We start from the raw sequence: 15,961 nt of genomic DNA on the forward strand, positions 1-15,961 counted from the left end.
TTCCCTCACCAGTTCCACAAAGTACCGTCTTCCAGACGGGCTACCGGCAGATAAGCCGGTTCATACGGATATTTCGCGGCCAGTTTTTCGTCGAATTCGATACCCAGCCCAGGCTTCTCGCCCGGATGCATATAGCCGTTGTCGAACGTCCAGTTATGCGGGAAGACTTCCAGCATCTGCTCGGAGTACCCCATGTATTCCTGCACGCCGAAGTTCGGTACCCACAAGTCGAAATGCAGAGCGGCCGCCATGCAGATAGGAGAAAGGTCAGAAGGGCCGTGTGAGCCGGTACGCACCTGATACAGCGAGGCAAAATCGGCTATACGGCGCATGCCGGTAATACCACCCGCGTGAGTGATCGTGGTGCGGATATAGTCGATCAGCTGTTCTTCGATCAGCTGTTTGCAATCCCAGATGCTGTTGAATACTTCACCGACCGCAATTGGCGTCACCGTGTGCTGGCGGATCAAACGGAAGCTTTCCTGATTCTCAGCCGGTGTCGGATCTTCCATCCAGAACAGACGATATTCTTCGATGCTTTTGCCAAAGCGCGCGGCTTCAATTGGCGTCAGGCGGTGGTGCATGTCATGCAGAAGATGTTCGTCGAAACCGAATTTATTACGTACCGCTTCGAAGAGTTTTGGTGTGAAATCGAGATATTTTTCTGTCGACCACAGCTGTTCTTCCGGCCAGTTACCTTTCGTTGCCGGCTCGTAGGCCAGACCTTTTCCTTTCGCCATGCCGTAGGTCGTTTTCATGCCCGGTACGCCGCATTGCGCGCGGATAGCCTTGAACCCGAGCTCTTTATGTTTGGCGTAATCGTCGAGCACTTCATCAATGGAATGGCCGGTGGTGTGACAGTAAACCATTACGCCGGTGCGGGATGCGCCGCCAAGTAACTGATACAGCGGCATATTGGCGGCTTTAGCTTTGATGTCCCACAGTGCCATATCGACGGCAGAAATGGCCGACATAGTAACCGGCCCGCGACGCCAGTAAGCGCCTTTGTAGAAAAACTGCCAGATGTCTTCGATCTGATGGGCGTCGCGTCCAATCAGCTGCGGGCAAACGTGATCTTTGAGATAGGAGGCGACCGGTAATTCGCGACCATTCAGCGTGGCATCTCCGATGCCGGTCAGCCCGCTGTCAGTGGTGATTTTCAACGTAACAAAGTTGCGTCCCGGGCAAGTGACAAAGACTTCAGCATTCACGATTTTCATCGGTTACGACCTTCTGCAGTAAAAGTAGGATGCATTTTCTGTGGTTATAAATACGCCATATGCGAACTACCATACAAGTATGTAAATTGTTTTTTGCCGGAGAGGATCACACTTTATTCACAGGAATTTATCCGGGACGAAAAGAAAACGCCTGTCTTTGACAGGCGTGATTAATGCAGATGAATGAATTATTCCGCCAGCCGCATCACTTCATCCCAGACCGTTTCATCTGCCGGGATCCCGAGCTGGCGGTTTTGTTCGCGGTTGGCGGCGGCTGTCTGCCCGGGGTAACGTACGTCGCGGCTGTTTTCTGCCGGTTCGGACTGATTCACATAGTCTGCAACGCTGTCGGCCATGCGTTCAGTGAATTCAGCGCCGCCTAACTGTGTCGGATCAAATATCATGAAAATCTGGCTGGCGCCGGTACAGCTGCCTTTGCCAATTTTATCGATCTCATTAGTCGGTGATCCGGCGGACAACAACGCGGCCATAGCGTCGAGCACAATCGCCAGCCCGGAACCTTTCCAGTAACCGGTGGGTAAAATGCGCATGGAGGCTTCGATCGGACCCGGATCATCCGTGAGATTTCCGTTTTTGTCGTAGCCGCCGGGGAAGGGTAATTTTTCGTTTTTCAGCCGCGTAACCTGTAATTTGCCGTAGGAATACTGCGACATCGCCATGTCCAGCACGATCGGGCCTTTGAGCCTTGGCACCGCCATCACGAACGGGTTATTGCCGACGCGGGTGTTTTTTCCGCCCCAGGCGGGCATGCAGGATTCCGTATTGGTCCAGCAAATCGCCGCCATGCCTTGTTGAGCCGCGTGCCAGCCATAACTGCCGCCACGCATCCAGTGGCTGCTGTTTTTCAGCGCCACAATTCCCACGCCATATTCTTTTGCCATTTCCGTGGCTTTTTCGACGGCGAACAGCGCGTTAGTGATGCCGATCCCGCGGTTGCCGTTATAAATAGCGATGGCGCCGAGAGATTTTTCCAGCTCCGGTTTGGCATGAATATCAATCCAGCCCTTTTGAACGTAATCGACAAAACGCGCCACCCGGTTCAAACCGTGTGAAGCAATACCGTCACAGCTCGATTCGGTGTGGATGCGTGCGCACGTTCGCGCGTCTCCTTCATTTAGTCCCGCTTTTTGCAGGGCGCGCTGAATGGTTTGTTGCATCAGGCTGAATTCAATTCTTTGCATGGTCGGCTCCGGTTGAAAGCTCTGTGGATGTCAGGGGAAGACTCTCTTCGGTTTGACTAAGAATATTGTTATCGCCCCATAATTTTTCATATGGCCAGCCGGTAAGCTGTTCGGCTATCAAGCGCGTTTCCGGCGTGACGTCATATTTGCTGCCACCGGCTTTCAGACGTTCAATTTCATTCACCAGCAGGGCGTGGTTATGGCGGGTGAGCCGGAATTTCATCGAGCAGTATAATCCCACCAGCAGAAAGATAACCGAGCCCGCGCCAAAGACCAGTGTGATCCCATAAACCGCTTCGGCGGGTTGAGAACTGCTTTTAGGTGTGAATCCGTAGTGCTGCAATAATAATCCGACTCCGAATAATGCGACTGCCTGAACGGCTTTGCGCACGAAAGTCATCACGCCAGCGAAAATACCTTCGCGCCGTTTTCCGGTGAGCATTTCATCCACATCAGGAATAAAGCTGTAAATATTCCAGCAAACATAACTGGTGCCGGAACGCCCCACGCCCATTAAAATGACCGACAGATAAAGGAGCGCCATATTAAACGGCAGTTGCAGAAGATGAATGGACAAAAATAATCCGACGCTGGCCAGCATAAATAATTGTGCAATACGATATGACGCGCCATTACCTAATTTCATACACAGGAAAATAAACAGCGCGACGCAGACGAACTGTACCAGCGTCATTAATGTCATGGCATTAGAAGCCGTGACGGCATTCTGACCGAGAACAAAAATAATATAATAAGCAAGTACAGCGCCAAGAACGTCGAGCGCGACATAGCCGCCCAGATACATTCCGACATGCTGGCGGAAAGTGCGCACTTTCATAGTGGAAACCAGTGAACGGAACAGATGCTTCATATCGCGGCGGAAAGATAACTTCGGCGCAGCCTCATCCACCGGAATTGGTCGCTCCCAGGTATAGAAGTAAAGCATCAGGATCACGACGGCAAACAGCACGCCGAAAATCACACCCATAATCAGGAAAGATGACGAGGAATCATCGCCCAGATAAGCAATTATCCGCCCCGGTAACCAGGCGGCTAATATCGCGGCACCTGTTGAGAAAAACATTCTGACGCCGGTCAGTTTAGTGCGCATTTTAAAGCTGGAGGTCATTTCCGCTGCCAGCGTTTCATAAGGCACAATCGCCAGCGTATACGCGGCATAGAATAGAATATACGTAAACAGGTAGTACCAGAACCCCATGCCGCTGACCCACATAATAATGTAGGTCACCATAATCAACGGAGCGCCAAATAAGAAAAAGAAACCGCGTCGGCCATATTTCTTACCGAGTGGATTGCGGTAAAAATTATCCGTGACATATCCCATCAGCGGATCAAAGAAAGCGTCCAGCAAACGCGCGGTGGCAATAACAGCACCGGCCTCTGCGGGGCTTAATCCGGCATAGGTGGTATAGAAAAACATAATCCACAGACCTAATACCGCGAAACACCCTCCGCCGAAGAAATCTCCTCCGCCGTAGGCAAGCATATTTTTCACCGATATCGGTCTTTCTTTATGATGATTAATCATACTACCCCTGCATTCCGTCACCGGATTAATAAGAGTCGTCAAAAGAATTGCGTCGTTTGTGCCCGCAGAAACTCATAAATGAATTATTCAGCGACATCGGCAAAGTAAAATTAGGTAATGCGCACCTACCATACAAGTATGTGAATAAGGTTTTAGCGGAGAAGATCACAAAAATAAGGGCGAGTTTGCTCTGTACTGTAAGTCAGATCACAGTACAGAGAATGAACAGCGGAGGGGAGGGTTAGCCTAAAAGTTCGCAGTGAGGAGGCAAGCGGCACTGAATGGCAGAAGAAAGAACTTCAATTCGAAACTGTTTTCCGGTCAGCGGTTCTCCGTCGAGATTGAACGTCATATCGTGAGGTGCGGTAATTTCCAGCCAGGGCAGACTGGCGGAAACAATGTTTTTGTTTTCTTCATTATTGAGCAAGCTGCGCAGGAAAGAGGGCAGCAGCTCTTCTGACGTCAGCAGTCGTAATTGCAGTAATCCGTCGTTAATCAGCGCATCCGGACAAATTTGTTGTCCGCCACCGGCCTGACGACCATTGCCAATCCCGATGACCAGCGCGTCACCTTCCCAGTGAAAATCCGGGCCGGCGATTTCACAGCTGTCAGCTTTCAGGGTATCCAGGCGCAAAAGGCCGTGAATGAAATAGGAGACGCCGCCAAGTGCGGCTTTGAGTTTTTCCGGCGTTTCGGTGGTGATGCGCGTACCGAAACCTCCGGTGGCCATGTTGATAAAGAAATGCTGGTCATTCACTTTGGCCAGATCGATATCCACCGCACGGCCTTTTACCGCCAGCTGTAGCGCCTGTTCCGGTTGCAGGGGAATATTACAGGCAGTGGCGAAATCATTTGCGGTGCCCAGAGGCACGATACCGAGCACGGGACGCTGCTGGCCTTCATATTGTGCCAGCGCACCCGCCACCTCATTAATGGTGCCGTCGCCGCCTCCTGCAATCACGGTTTCACAGCCCAGTTCAATGGCTTCTTCTACGTAACGCGCAGCGTCTCCGTATTCCCAGGTGACTCGCACATTGACGTCTTCACCCTCTTTACGTAGCGCGCCGATGGCTATCCGCAGCTCTTCGTTGCTTGCGCCTTTTCCATTTAAAATCAGCATTGCTGTGGTCATGTACGCTCCTTTTATCTACTCATACCCACAATAGATGATAGGGACGGTATTTGGCTATCGGATTAATCAGCGAAAAATTGACGATGAGGTTAAATAATTGCAGTGACATTAATTAGAAATGACGTTTATTTTTCAGAAACGTATTTTATTTAAACGAAGAGACGTCACCTTATTAATGAGAGTAATCGAGGGGTTTAAGTTGAATTAGCAGAATTTAGTTCAATAAAGGGTTATTGGAATAGAAAAACAAAAGCCAGCTCAAGGGAGATTGAGCTGGCCAAGGAGGTGGTTCCTGGTATAGTCCGGTGCTTTATTTTGCATTCGAAGTAAATTGCGAATGCATATTAGCCAGCCCGGTCAGAAATAGATGTGATCGAATTCTTGTTTTCGACCAAAACCTTATTTCGAATGCGGATTACGGGTATCCGTTTCTACCAGATTACGCAATAAAATGGCGAATTCCAGATTGACGTCTTCCGGAAGCGCGACATACACCATGTGGCCGTTACCCGGCGCGACATCAGTTGGCTGGCCTTTCTTATTGCGCAGCGCTTCCAGCTTGAACTGGACGTTGCCTTGTGGCGTCATCATTTCCACATTGTCACCCACGCTGAATTTATTCTTCACATCAATTTCAGCCCAGCCATCCATCCGGTTACCGGTAAATTCGCCGACGAACTGTTGGCGGTCGCTGACGGAGAAACCGTATTCGTAATTCTGCTGTGCATCGTGAGTATGTCGACGCAGGAAACCTTCGGTGTATCCGCGATGTGCCAGACCTTCCAGCGTGGAAAGCAGCGTCGGGTCGAAAGGCTTTCCGGCAACGGCATCGTCAATGGCCCGGCGATAAACTTGTGCGGTACGCGCGCAATAGTAGAAGGATTTTGTACGGCCTTCGATTTTCAGCGAATGCACGCCCATTTTTGTCAGCGTTTCCACATGCTGAATGGCGCGCAGATCTTTGGAATTCATAATATACGTGCCGTGTTCATCCTCAAAAGCGCTCATGTATTCACCGGGGCGCAGGGCTTCTTCGAGCATAAACACTTTATCTGTCGGCTGACCGATGCCTAATGTCGGTTCTGCGGCTGCTACCTGCTGAACCGGGATTGGCTCGTACTGATGCACGATATTGCCGATGGCGTCTTCTTTGCCTTCCTGTACTTTATATTCCCAGCGACAGGCGTTGGTACAGGTTCCCTGATTCGGGTCACGTTTATTGATGTAGCCGGAAAGCAGACAGCGGCCGGAATACGCCATGCACAGCGCACCGTGAACGAAAATTTCAATTTCCATATCCGGCACCTGTGCGCGGATCTCTGCGATTTCTTCCAGTGACAGTTCGCGCGATAAAATCACACGCGTTAGCCCCATTTGTTTCCAGAATTTCACTGTTGCCCAGTTCACGGCGTTAGCCTGCACCGAAAGATGAATATCCATCTGCGGGAACGCTTCGCGCACCATCATGATAAGGCCCGGATCGGACATGATCAGGGCATCGGGCCCCATGTCGATCACAGGTTGCAGATCACGGATAAAGGTTTTCAGCTTGGCGTTATGCGGCGCAATGTTCACTACCACGTAGAATTTTTTCCCCAGAGCATGGGCTTCATTAATGCCGGTTTCCAGATTCTGGTGGTTGAATTCGTTATTACGTACACGCAGGCTGTAACGCGGCTGTCCGGCATAGACGGCATCGGCGCCATAGGCGAAAGCGTAACGCATGTTTTTCAGGGAGCCGGCAGGGGAAAGCAGTTCCGGAACAAAAGAATCGGGGGTAAACATAGTCAATCTCAGTCTGATCACAAGTCAGGGCCGTCCCGGATGCGGGGCGACGAAAGGTCGGAATTGTAACGTCTGAGTTGATCAAAAGCAGCCATTTCGTGTGGGTATTACAGCGCTAATTAGACTATTCAGGAGCCAGATCAATTTCCTTCTCTGCTCCTGAATAGTTAAAAACAGAAATCATTGTGAACTACTGCGTCAGATCGCGGATATCAGTGCTTGCGCCGTTTTTCACCACAGACTGAACCCCTTTCTTTGATGCGCTTTCCGTGGTGTACATTTCGCTGATGCCAATCACCTGATGGTTTTTCGCTTTCAGCACAAAGTAAAACTGACCATCTTTCGAGGGCTTGACTTCATATTGTGCTTCATCGGGGGAGTTGGTCTGAACCGATGAAATCCCGTTTTCTGCTGACGCTTTGCTGGCATACATTTCACTGGTGAGAATAATCTCTCCGTTCCCGGCCTTCAGGTTAAAGTGAAACTGTCCGTTCTTCGCTTTTTTCAGTTCATAGTGTCCATTAGCCATAAAGGTAATCTCCATCAGAGGGGTTATTTTCCAGAGATAAGTGTAGTTAATGGAAACTGTTTCGCGTCGGCAGGAAAGATTTAAGACATGAAATGTGAACTGGCCGACAGACTTTCAGAAACTTTACAAAACTGAAATGCCGGCCAGTTTCGTGCTATGCCAGATGACAGGGTTCTGCTTCCCAGCGGTAGCCCACGCCATAGACGGCGCGGATAAAGGCTTTTTCGCCGTCGAGAGATTCGAGTTTACGGCGCAGATTTTTGATGTGACTGTCGATAGTGCGGTCGGTGACCACGCGGTAGTCGTCATAAAGATTATTGAGCAGTACTTCGCGGGTAAACACGTAGCCCGGTTTCACCGACAGAGTTTTCAGCAGGCGGAATTCCGCCGGTGTTAGCTCCAGTTCATGCCCCTGGAACGTAGCCTGAAAGCGGGCTTCATCAATGTGCAGACCGTTATCTCTTGGAGCATTGGCATCCTGGCGCACGCAGCGGCGCAATATCACTTTCACGCGCGCCACGACTTCCCGCGGGCTGTAAGGTTTGCAGATGTAATCATCGGCACCGATTTCCAGCCCGAGCAGGCGATCAATTTCTTCCGTTTTTGCGGTCACCATCATGATCGGTACATCAGAAAACTGGCGGATATCACGGCAAATCGATAACCCGCTGCTGCCCGGTAACATCAGGTCTAACAAAATCAGTGCCGGTGGATGGCTCTTAACCTGTGCGATGACGTCGTGCCCGTCCGGCAGCCATTGCGTGGCATAGCCCGCCGCTTCGAGATAGTCGATTAACAGCTGAGCCAGTTTAGGCTCGTCTTCTACAATCAGAATTTTTAACGGCGCCGGGCCGGACAATACAGAGTCGTTCATTCAGTTTCTCGGGCCTGATGTGACAGAAAGCGGCAGGACGATCGTAATACGAACGCCACCCGCCGGAGAATGGCTGGCGCTGATCTGCCCGCCATGCGCTTCGACAATATTCTGGCAAATGGCCAGACCTAATCCCGAACCACCGCTGGCGCGGTTGCGCGAGCCTTCGGTACGGTAAAAACGTTCAAAAATGCGGCCAAGCTGTTCGTCGCTGCTACCCGGCGCACTGTCCTGAAACATCAGATACAGTGATTTCTCCCGTATTTCGCCCAGTATCTCCAGGCCGCCATTTGGGTCAGTATAGCGCAGACTGTTTTCCAGCAGATTGTTGAACAGCTGTGACAGACGCTGCGGATCACCAAACACTTCCGCACTTCCCGGCAGATGGCTGGTCAGGGTTAACTGCTTGGCATGGAAACGATCGCGCGAACCAGCTTCCGCCAGTTGCACCAGATGCACGACGTCGGTGTCCACTTTCCGGTACGCCAGCGCGCCGGCATCGGATAATGAAAGCTGATGCAAATCGTCCACCAGCTTGGTCAGAATCGAGACTTCAGATTGCAGTGATTCCAGTGAGCTGACGCTCATTTTACGCACGCCATCCTGCATGGCTTCAAGCTCGCCGCGAAGCACGGCCAGCGGAGTGCGCAGCTCGTGAGAGATATCCGCCATAAACGCCCGTCGCATCTGCTCATTTTTTTCCAGCGTCATCGCCAGCTGATTGAAGTCCTGCGCCAGTTTTCCGAGTTCATCTTCACTGTCGACTTCTACGCGTGTGCTGAAATTGCCCGCAGCCAGCTGATGAGTTCCTTTCACCAGCCGTTTTACCGGCGCGAGCATTCCGCGGGATAACACCCAGGTAACGGCAGCGGCCAGCAGAGCGGTAAAGGCGACAATCATCCAGCTGGTGCGGCTTTGCTGGCGCTCAAAATTGATATCGGCATCGCGGGTCAGGCGTTCGGCAGGTGTGGAAATCACCGAGCCAATCACCACGCCGTCAACGGTCATAATGCGGCGCGGGCCTTGTAAATCCGGTGGAACCGGCTGATCGTAACCGCCGATCCGATGATCATGGCTGTCGAGGATCCAGAACTTCGTCCGCCATCCCTGCGGCGGCATTCTCGGGCTGCTGTTTTGTTCAAATGAACGCATTATCTGATAGATCAGCCGGTCATTGGTTTCCAGAAACTCCCAGCTGCCGTGCTGTTTGTATTGTTCCTGCAAGGTGTCAGCCAGCAATTCCACGCGCTGCTCGTTGCTCTGGCGGATGTAGTCGATAAAGCCCCGTTCGAAGCTCATCCTTACGCCCCAGTTCATGGTGATCAGCACCAGTGCGCAGGTACAAAAAATGGCCATAAATAACTTGGCGGTAATACCAGGTTTCATGATTTTCTCATCGGATCAGGGGAACCGGCCGCAGCGCGACGACGGTCGATAATGGCATTTTTCTGTGTATCGGGTGGCACTTTGGAGAATACCCAGGCTGGCAAAGCGATCACCAGCGCCATCGACATGTAGCAATACAGGAACGCGGTGTGCATGGTGGCGCTGTCCGGTGTAATAGCCTGCTGATGGGCGAATAACCCAATCAGCAAACCGGCGACACTGACACCCAGACTCATCGACAGCTGCATGATCATCGACAGCAAACTGTTGCCGCTGCTGGCAAGACGCGGCGGCAAATCTTTCAGCGTCAGCGTATTCATCGACGAGAAGCGCAGGGAGTTCACCATGCCCTGGAAGAACAGCACAATCGGAATCATCCACACGGCGCCGTATATTGCCACCAGCGGGAAGATCAGGGTGATCAGCGCCAGCAGCAACGTGGCGCTGACCAGCGCTTTCCGGTAACCAAGCTGATTAACCAGCCGGACGACCACGCGTTTCATCCCCATACTGCCGAGTACCATTGGGATCATCATCAGTCCGGCGTGGAATGGCGTAAAGCCCATGCCGAGTTGTAGAAATACCGGCGTCATAAATGGCAACATACCACTGCCGATACGTCCGAGAAGGCTGCCAATCAGCCCGATTTTAAAGGTCGGCGTATGGAAAAGTCGCAGGGAAAACAGCGCCGAGAGATTACCACGCGCGTGCATCCAGTAAATGCCCAGAGCACCGCCGCCGACTACCACCAGCAGGATTATTTCCAGCACGCTCAGCCCCATACTGCGGCTGCCTTCCAGCGCCAGAGTCAGCGTCGCCATACACACCGCCAGCATCACAAACCCGCTAATATCAAAGCGCCGGGTCTGCATTTTGTAATTAGGCATAATCATTAAGGTGGCGATACATCCGGCCAGACCGACCGGCAGATTAATCAGGAAGATCCAGTGCCAGCTGGCGTACTGCACCAGAAAACCGCCCAGAGCCGGACCAAGCAACGGGCCGACCTGACCGGGCAAAGTGACCATGGTCATCGCCGCCATGTATTCGCTGCGCGGGACGATTTTCAGTACCGTCAGCCGCCCGACGGGGACCATCATCGCCCCGCCAATCCCCTGAACGATGCGGGACATGACCAGTTCACGCAGGCTTTCCGATTGCGCGCATAACAGCGAGCCCAGCGTAAATAGCACAATGGCCGAAAAGAATACCCATTTAACGCCGACCTTATCCGCCAGCCAGCCGCTGGCGGGCAGCATCACCGCGACCGTCAGCACATAAGCGACAACGACAGAATGCATGTGCAGCGGATTTTCGCCCAGACTGCGGGCCATCGAAGGCAGGGCAGTATTCACGATCGTGGTGTCGAGAGCCTGCATAAAAAAGCCAAAAGCGACAATCCACAGCTGCCAGCGCACCGAAGGCGGCAGGGGAGCAGAGGGCGGTAAAGTATCAGTGTTTTCAGGTTTCATGGTTTATCGCATCAGCACAATCATTGTCGCGGCATTTCAGGAGGGAGATCCACCTTCAGACCAGGCTCACAGTGTAGCCAGAATGTTTCAGCAGAAAATGGAGGAAATAAGGAGAGTCTTTCCCATTTTTTGACAATTCTTCTGACAATAAAGAATAGCTTTCAGCCTGACATTTTATATCAAAATGCTATGGTTGACCTTTGATCACGAATCGTTCGCATGCAAAGTAAGTTCAATCTGACCTTAATAAAGGGAGAGAATAATGAGCAAAAGAGAACTGGGTCGTTCAGGTATTCAGGTACCGTTGCTGACGTTTGGCGGCAATGTGTTCGGGTGGACAGTCGATCAGGCAGCTTCCTTTAACCTGCTTGATGCCTTACTGGATCATAAACTGAATTTTATCGACACCGCAGATGTGTATTCGAGCTGGGTCGAAGGCAACAAAGGGGGCGAATCGGAAACCATTATCGGCAACTGGCTGAAAAAAACCGGTAAGCGTGACCAGATTATCCTGGCGACCAAAGTTGGCAAACCTATGGGCGAAGGAAAATCGGGTTTGTCGCCGCGCTATATTAAAGAAGCGGTAGAAGCCTCACTGATACGCCTGCAAACGGATTATATCGACTTATACCAGTCACATGATGATGACGCCGATACACCGCTGGCCGAAACGATGGCGGCATTCGATGCGTTGATCAAAGAAGGGAAAGTGCGTGCCGTCGGGGCATCCAACTACAGCGCGCCACGTCTGGCCGAAGCACTGAAAGTCAGTGAGGAAAACGGGCTGGCGCGTTATGAAACACTGCAACCGCAGTACAATTTGTACGACCGTAAAGTCTATGAAGAAGCGTTGGAAAAAGTGGTCACGGAAAACGGTTTGGGCGTAATTAACTTCTACGGGCTGGCGGCTGGATTCCTGACCGGGAAATACCGCACCAAAGCGGATGCCGGTAAAAGTAAGCGCGGCGAAAGCGTGATCGCACGCTGCCTTAATGAGCGCGGTCTGAAAGTGTTGGCGGGGCTGGATCAGGTGGCAGAAAAGCACGGTGCTCAACCTGGACAAGTGGCGCTGGCCTGGCAGATTGCCCGTCCGGGCATCACTTCGCCGATTGTTAGCGCGACGTCTCTGCAACAGCTGAATGAACTGGCGCAGGCCGCAACACTCAAATTGGATGAAGCGGATATCAGGACATTAAATGACGCCAGTGCCTGGTAAATATCTAATCTGACCCATAAAAAAACCGCCTTCAATTCAAATCAGGCGGTTTTTGTTTATCTGTATCGCTTAAAGATTAACGGAACAGCGTTTGTGCCCAGCGTGCCAGACCGGCGGTGACCGAGCCGAAATCATTGCCACCGACCAGCGGAATGCCCGGTAACTGTGCCTGTAAAGCAGCACGCAGTAATGGCGAACGCGCACTGCCGCCAGTCAGGTAAATCACGTCAGGTTTAATTTCGCTGCTGGCCAGCGCCAGGCTGACTTGTTCCTGAATGCGTTCCAGCGGCTGAGAAATCGCATCGCTCAGTTGTTGCTGGCTGATGGTTTCCGCCAGACCGGATTCAATAAAGTCCATAGCCGCCGTGACGCTTTCACGTTCGGAAAGAGCAATTTTGCTTTCTTCTGCGGCGCGCACCAGACGGTAGCTCAGACGCTGTTGCTGAACTTTCAGCAGGCGTTTGATGAGATCCGGCTGCGCGGCGTCGCGGATCAGATCTCGCAACATACGGCCATTCGCTACGCTGTAAAAATCCAGCTGCGCCGGAACATCATTAGTCGCCACAGCATTCCAGTAAGGCAGCGCCGGAATTGCGATACCTTTTTGCGTTTCGCTGCCCATACCAAACTGCGGCGTGAGCTGTTTGAATGCAGTCATGATATCCAGATCGTTACCGCCAACGCGGCAGCCGCTGTGACCAAGCAGGCTGTTCTGACGCTCTGCTTTATCGCGCCATTGCGGGCCCATCAGCAATACCGAGCAGTCAGTGGTGCCACCGCCGATATCCACGACCAGCACGGTTTTCTCATCAGTCAGGGTCGCTTCGTAATCCAGACCTGCGGCGACTGGCTCAAACTGGAAAGCGATATCGCGGAAACCGGCGCGCTCAGCGGCACGTTGCAAAATACCCTGCGCCTGAGCATTCGCTTCTTCACCGCCCATGCCCTGGAAGTTAATTGGGCGGCCGATAACGGTCTGTTCAATACTTTCCTGCAAGACGGATTCAGCCTGACGCTTGATGTGGTACATCATTGCGCAGACCAGATCCTCAAACAGGGCAATCTGTTGAGGTTTCAGGCCGTTCGCGCCCAGGAATGATTTCGGAGAGCGGACAAAGTACACCTCTTCCGGATCTTCCATATAGGTCGACAGCGCCTGCAAACCGAAATGCACGCTGTTGGCATTAACCGGAATATCTTCCTCACGGTTAAAGCTGATGCTGCGGCGTAACAGCGCCAGATTTTCATCACTGCCTGCCGGAACCTGTCCGTGACGGTTCAGCCATTCGCTGACCGCTTCACGTGTCGGCGCACAAAGCATGGAGGGTAAATAAGGATCGTTATTTTCTAACGCCAGAAGATGGGCGTTATTATCGCGCATTACTGCAACTGAGCAATTCGCTGTACCGTAGTCAAATCCAATAAACATCATTGTTCCCCATGCCAAAGAAGGGACGGGACTTTACCGGAGAGAGGGCGATTCATCAAGTCAGTGGGGCGGAATTAGAAGGAATTCCCTCTCCTGAGACGAAGAGGGAATAACCTAAGCAGAATTATTTCTTTTCTTTTACTTTATTAGTGTCTGCTTTACTTCAATAGCGCCTGCGCTTTCGCGACGACATTATCAGCAGTAAAGCCGAACTCTTTAAACAGTTGCTCTGCTGGTGCAGATTCCCCGAAAGTGGTCATACCAACAATCGCACCGTTCAGGCCAACATATTTGTACCAGTAATCAGCGATACCGGCTTCTACCGCCACACGTGCGGTCACGGATTTAGGCAGTACAGATTCGCGGTAAGCCTCATCCTGTTTGTCGAACACGTCAGTCGAAGGCAGGGAGACTACCCGCACTTTGGTGCCCGCTGCGGCAAGTTTGTCCGCGGCTTCTACCGTAATACCCACTTCAGACCCGGTGGCAATAAGAATCACTTCCGGTGTGCCTTCAGAATCTTTCAGCACATACCCACCGCGCGCCACGTTTGCCAGTTGTTCAGCGGTGCGTGGTTGCTGGGTCAGATTCTGACGCGAGAAGATAAGCGCGACCGGCCCGTCGTTACGCTCGATGGCATATTTCCATGCTACAGCAGATTCCACCTGATCAGCCGGACGCCACAGGCTCATGTTCGGCGTCACTCGCAGGCTTGCCATTTGCTCAACCGGCTGGTGCGTCGGACCGTCTTCCCCCAGACCGATAGAGTCGTGGGTGTACACGAAGACGTTGCGGATTTTCATCAGCGCCGCCAGACGAACAGCGTTACGGGCGTATTCGACGAACATCAGGAAAGTCGCAGAATACGGCAGGAAACCGCCATGAAGCGCGAGACCGTTGGAGATAGCCGTCATGCCGAATTCACGTACGCCGTAGTGAATGTAGTTACCGGCAACGTCATCAATCAGCGATTTTGAGCCAGACCACATGGTCAGGTTGCTTGGTGCGAGATCCGCTGAACCGCCAAGGAACTCAGGCAAAATTTTGCCAAACTCTTCCAGCGTATTCTGCGAGGCTTTACGGCTGGCAATATTGGCAGGTTTGGCCTGCAATCCTTCAATGAATGCCAGTGATTTGGTTTCCCAGTCAGCTGGCAGTTTGCCATTCACGCGACGCTCAAATTCTGCTGCCAGTTCAGGATAAGCTTTGGCATAAGCAGCAAACTTGTCATTCCAGGCTTTTTCTTTGGCTTTTCCGGCTTCTTTGGCATCCCACGCGGCATAGATATCTTGTGGGATTTCAAAGGCAGGATAATTCCAGCCCAAAGCCTTGCGGGTGGCTGCGACTTCATCTGCACCCAGTGCTGCGCCATGCGCTTCGTGGCTACCGGCTTTATTCGGTGAGCCAAAACCAATCACCGTTTTGCACATCAGCAGGGAAGGGCGGTCGGTGACTTTATGAGATTCTTCGATTGCCGCTTTGATGGCGTCAGAGTTTTGTCCGTCTATTCCACGGATGACGTGCCAGCCATAAGCTTCGAAACGTTTGGCTGTGTCATCTGTAAACCAGCCTTCGACATGGCCGTCAATGGATATGCCGTTGTCATCATAAAACGCAGTCAGTTTGCCGAGTTTCAGGGTACCGGCCAGCGAGGAGGCTTCGTGGGAAATCCCTTCCATCATGCAGCCATCACCTAAAAAGACGTAGGTATGGTGGTTTACGATTTCATGATTTTCTCGGTTAAATTGCGCGCCAAGCGTGCGTTCCGCAATCGCAAAGCCGACGGCATTGGCGAGGCCCTGCCCCAGTGGCCCGGTGGTGGTTTCTACGCCAGGCGTATAGCCGTATTCAGGGTGTCCCGGCGTTTTGGAATGCAACTGGCGGAAGTTTTCCAGTTCGGTCATTGGCAGGTCATAACCGGTGAGGTGCAGCAGGCTGTATTGCAGCATCGACCCGTGACCATTGGACATAAGGAAGCGATCCCGATCCGCCCATTTCGGGTTTGTCGGGTTGTGATTCATATAATCGCGCCACAGGACTTCGGCGATGTCGGCCATCCCCATCGGGGCGCCGGGGTGTCCGGAATTCGCTTTCTGGACGGCGTCCATGCTCAGTGCACGGATGGCATTCGCTAGTTCTCTACGGGAAGGCATATTTTTCTCCGGAT

Annotated in this window: 12 protein-coding genes; 1 reads left to right on the top strand and 11 read right to left on the bottom strand. The window is 52.2% G+C overall.

From position 1 onward, the window contains the following. Positions 1-5: 5 nt before the first annotated feature. The 9 genes from manD to mdtD form a co-directional block, all read right to left on the bottom strand. Entirely contained in the window at positions 6-1,220 is a 1,215-nt protein-coding gene (gene manD, locus J1784_RS13715) for a D-mannonate dehydratase ManD (RefSeq protein WP_112288901.1), read from the bottom strand. A gap of 188 nt (positions 1,221-1,408) precedes the next feature. Continuing rightward, complete coding sequence (yiaK, locus tag J1784_RS13720; protein WP_217149696.1) at positions 1,409-2,422, bottom strand: 3-dehydro-L-gulonate 2-dehydrogenase; 1,014 nt, start codon at positions 2,420-2,422, stop codon at positions 1,409-1,411. Next, on the bottom strand, positions 2,409-3,971 hold the full coding sequence (locus J1784_RS13725; RefSeq protein WP_217149697.1) for an MFS transporter: 1,563 nt from the start codon (positions 3,969-3,971) through the stop codon (positions 2,409-2,411). The genes yiaK and J1784_RS13725 overlap by 14 nt, the downstream gene beginning before the upstream one ends. Before the next feature lie 241 nt (positions 3,972-4,212). Further along, positions 4,213-5,103 carry a lipid kinase YegS gene (gene yegS, locus J1784_RS13730; RefSeq protein WP_217149698.1) on the bottom strand — a complete coding sequence of 297 codons (891 nt, stop codon included), beginning with the start codon at positions 5,101-5,103 and terminating at the stop codon, positions 4,213-4,215. Between the two features lie 399 nt (positions 5,104-5,502). Further along, complete coding sequence (trhP, locus tag J1784_RS13735) at positions 5,503-6,888, bottom strand: prephenate-dependent tRNA uridine(34) hydroxylase TrhP (RefSeq protein ID WP_217149699.1); 1,386 nt, start codon at positions 6,886-6,888, stop codon at positions 5,503-5,505. A 190-nt stretch (positions 6,889-7,078) separates the two neighbouring features. After that, a complete protein-coding gene (locus J1784_RS13740; protein ID WP_217149700.1) occupies positions 7,079-7,417 on the bottom strand; it encodes a YegP family protein in 339 nt (112 codons plus the stop codon). 154 nt (positions 7,418-7,571) lie between these two features. Beyond that, on the bottom strand, positions 7,572-8,291 hold the full coding sequence (baeR, locus tag J1784_RS13745; protein ID WP_217149701.1) for an envelope stress response regulator BaeR: 720 nt from the start codon (positions 8,289-8,291) through the stop codon (positions 7,572-7,574). Further along, a complete protein-coding gene (gene baeS, locus J1784_RS13750; protein WP_217149702.1) occupies positions 8,292-9,677 on the bottom strand; it encodes an envelope stress sensor histidine kinase BaeS in 1,386 nt (461 codons plus the stop codon). Beyond that, positions 9,674-11,149, bottom strand: a complete 1,476-nt coding sequence (gene mdtD / locus J1784_RS13755; RefSeq protein WP_217149703.1) for a multidrug transporter subunit MdtD — start codon at positions 11,147-11,149, stop codon at positions 9,674-9,676. Before mdtD ends, baeS begins: the two co-directional genes overlap by 4 nt. A 262-nt stretch (positions 11,150-11,411) precedes the next feature. Here mdtD and J1784_RS13760 point away from each other — a divergent pair, with 262 nt between their 5' ends. Beyond that, complete coding sequence (locus J1784_RS13760; RefSeq protein WP_217149704.1) at positions 11,412-12,365, top strand: aldo/keto reductase; 954 nt, start codon at positions 11,412-11,414, stop codon at positions 12,363-12,365. A gap of 76 nt (positions 12,366-12,441) precedes the next feature. Here the strand turns inward: J1784_RS13760 and yegD are convergent, their stop codons facing one another. Then, positions 12,442-13,794, bottom strand: a complete 1,353-nt coding sequence (gene yegD, locus J1784_RS13765; protein WP_217149705.1) for a molecular chaperone — start codon at positions 13,792-13,794, stop codon at positions 12,442-12,444. Between the two features lie 158 nt (positions 13,795-13,952). Next, positions 13,953-15,947 carry a transketolase gene (tkt, locus tag J1784_RS13770; RefSeq protein WP_217149706.1) on the bottom strand — a complete coding sequence of 665 codons (1,995 nt, stop codon included), beginning with the start codon at positions 15,945-15,947 and terminating at the stop codon, positions 13,953-13,955. Positions 15,948-15,961 lie beyond the last annotated feature (14 nt).

The organism is Rahnella ecdela, assembly GCF_019049625.1.
Taxonomy (GTDB): Bacteria; Pseudomonadota; Gammaproteobacteria; order Enterobacterales; family Enterobacteriaceae; genus Rahnella; species Rahnella ecdela.

Coding starts and splice junctions, on each gene's coding strand:
- manD (WP_112288901.1), bottom strand. CDS start 1,220: ATGAAAATCGTGAATGCTGAAGTCTTTGTCACTTGCCCGGGACGCAAC.
- yiaK (WP_217149696.1), bottom strand. CDS start 2,422: ATGCAAAGAATTGAATTCAGCCTGATGCAACAAACCATTCAGCGCGCC.
- J1784_RS13725 (WP_217149697.1), bottom strand. CDS start 3,971: ATGATTAATCATCATAAAGAAAGACCGATATCGGTGAAAAATATGCTT.
- yegS (WP_217149698.1), bottom strand. CDS start 5,103: ATGACCACAGCAATGCTGATTTTAAATGGAAAAGGCGCAAGCAACGAA.
- trhP (WP_217149699.1), bottom strand. CDS start 6,888: ATGTTTACCCCCGATTCTTTTGTTCCGGAACTGCTTTCCCCTGCCGGC.
- J1784_RS13740 (WP_217149700.1), bottom strand. CDS start 7,417: ATGGCTAATGGACACTATGAACTGAAAAAAGCGAAGAACGGACAGTTT.
- baeR (WP_217149701.1), bottom strand. CDS start 8,291: ATGAACGACTCTGTATTGTCCGGCCCGGCGCCGTTAAAAATTCTGATT.
- baeS (WP_217149702.1), bottom strand. CDS start 9,677: ATGAAACCTGGTATTACCGCCAAGTTATTTATGGCCATTTTTTGTACC.
- mdtD (WP_217149703.1), bottom strand. CDS start 11,149: ATGAAACCTGAAAACACTGATACTTTACCGCCCTCTGCTCCCCTGCCG.
- J1784_RS13760 (WP_217149704.1), top strand. CDS start 11,412: ATGAGCAAAAGAGAACTGGGTCGTTCAGGTATTCAGGTACCGTTGCTG.
- yegD (WP_217149705.1), bottom strand. CDS start 13,794: ATGTTTATTGGATTTGACTACGGTACAGCGAATTGCTCAGTTGCAGTA.
- tkt (WP_217149706.1), bottom strand. CDS start 15,947: ATGCCTTCCCGTAGAGAACTAGCGAATGCCATCCGTGCACTGAGCATG.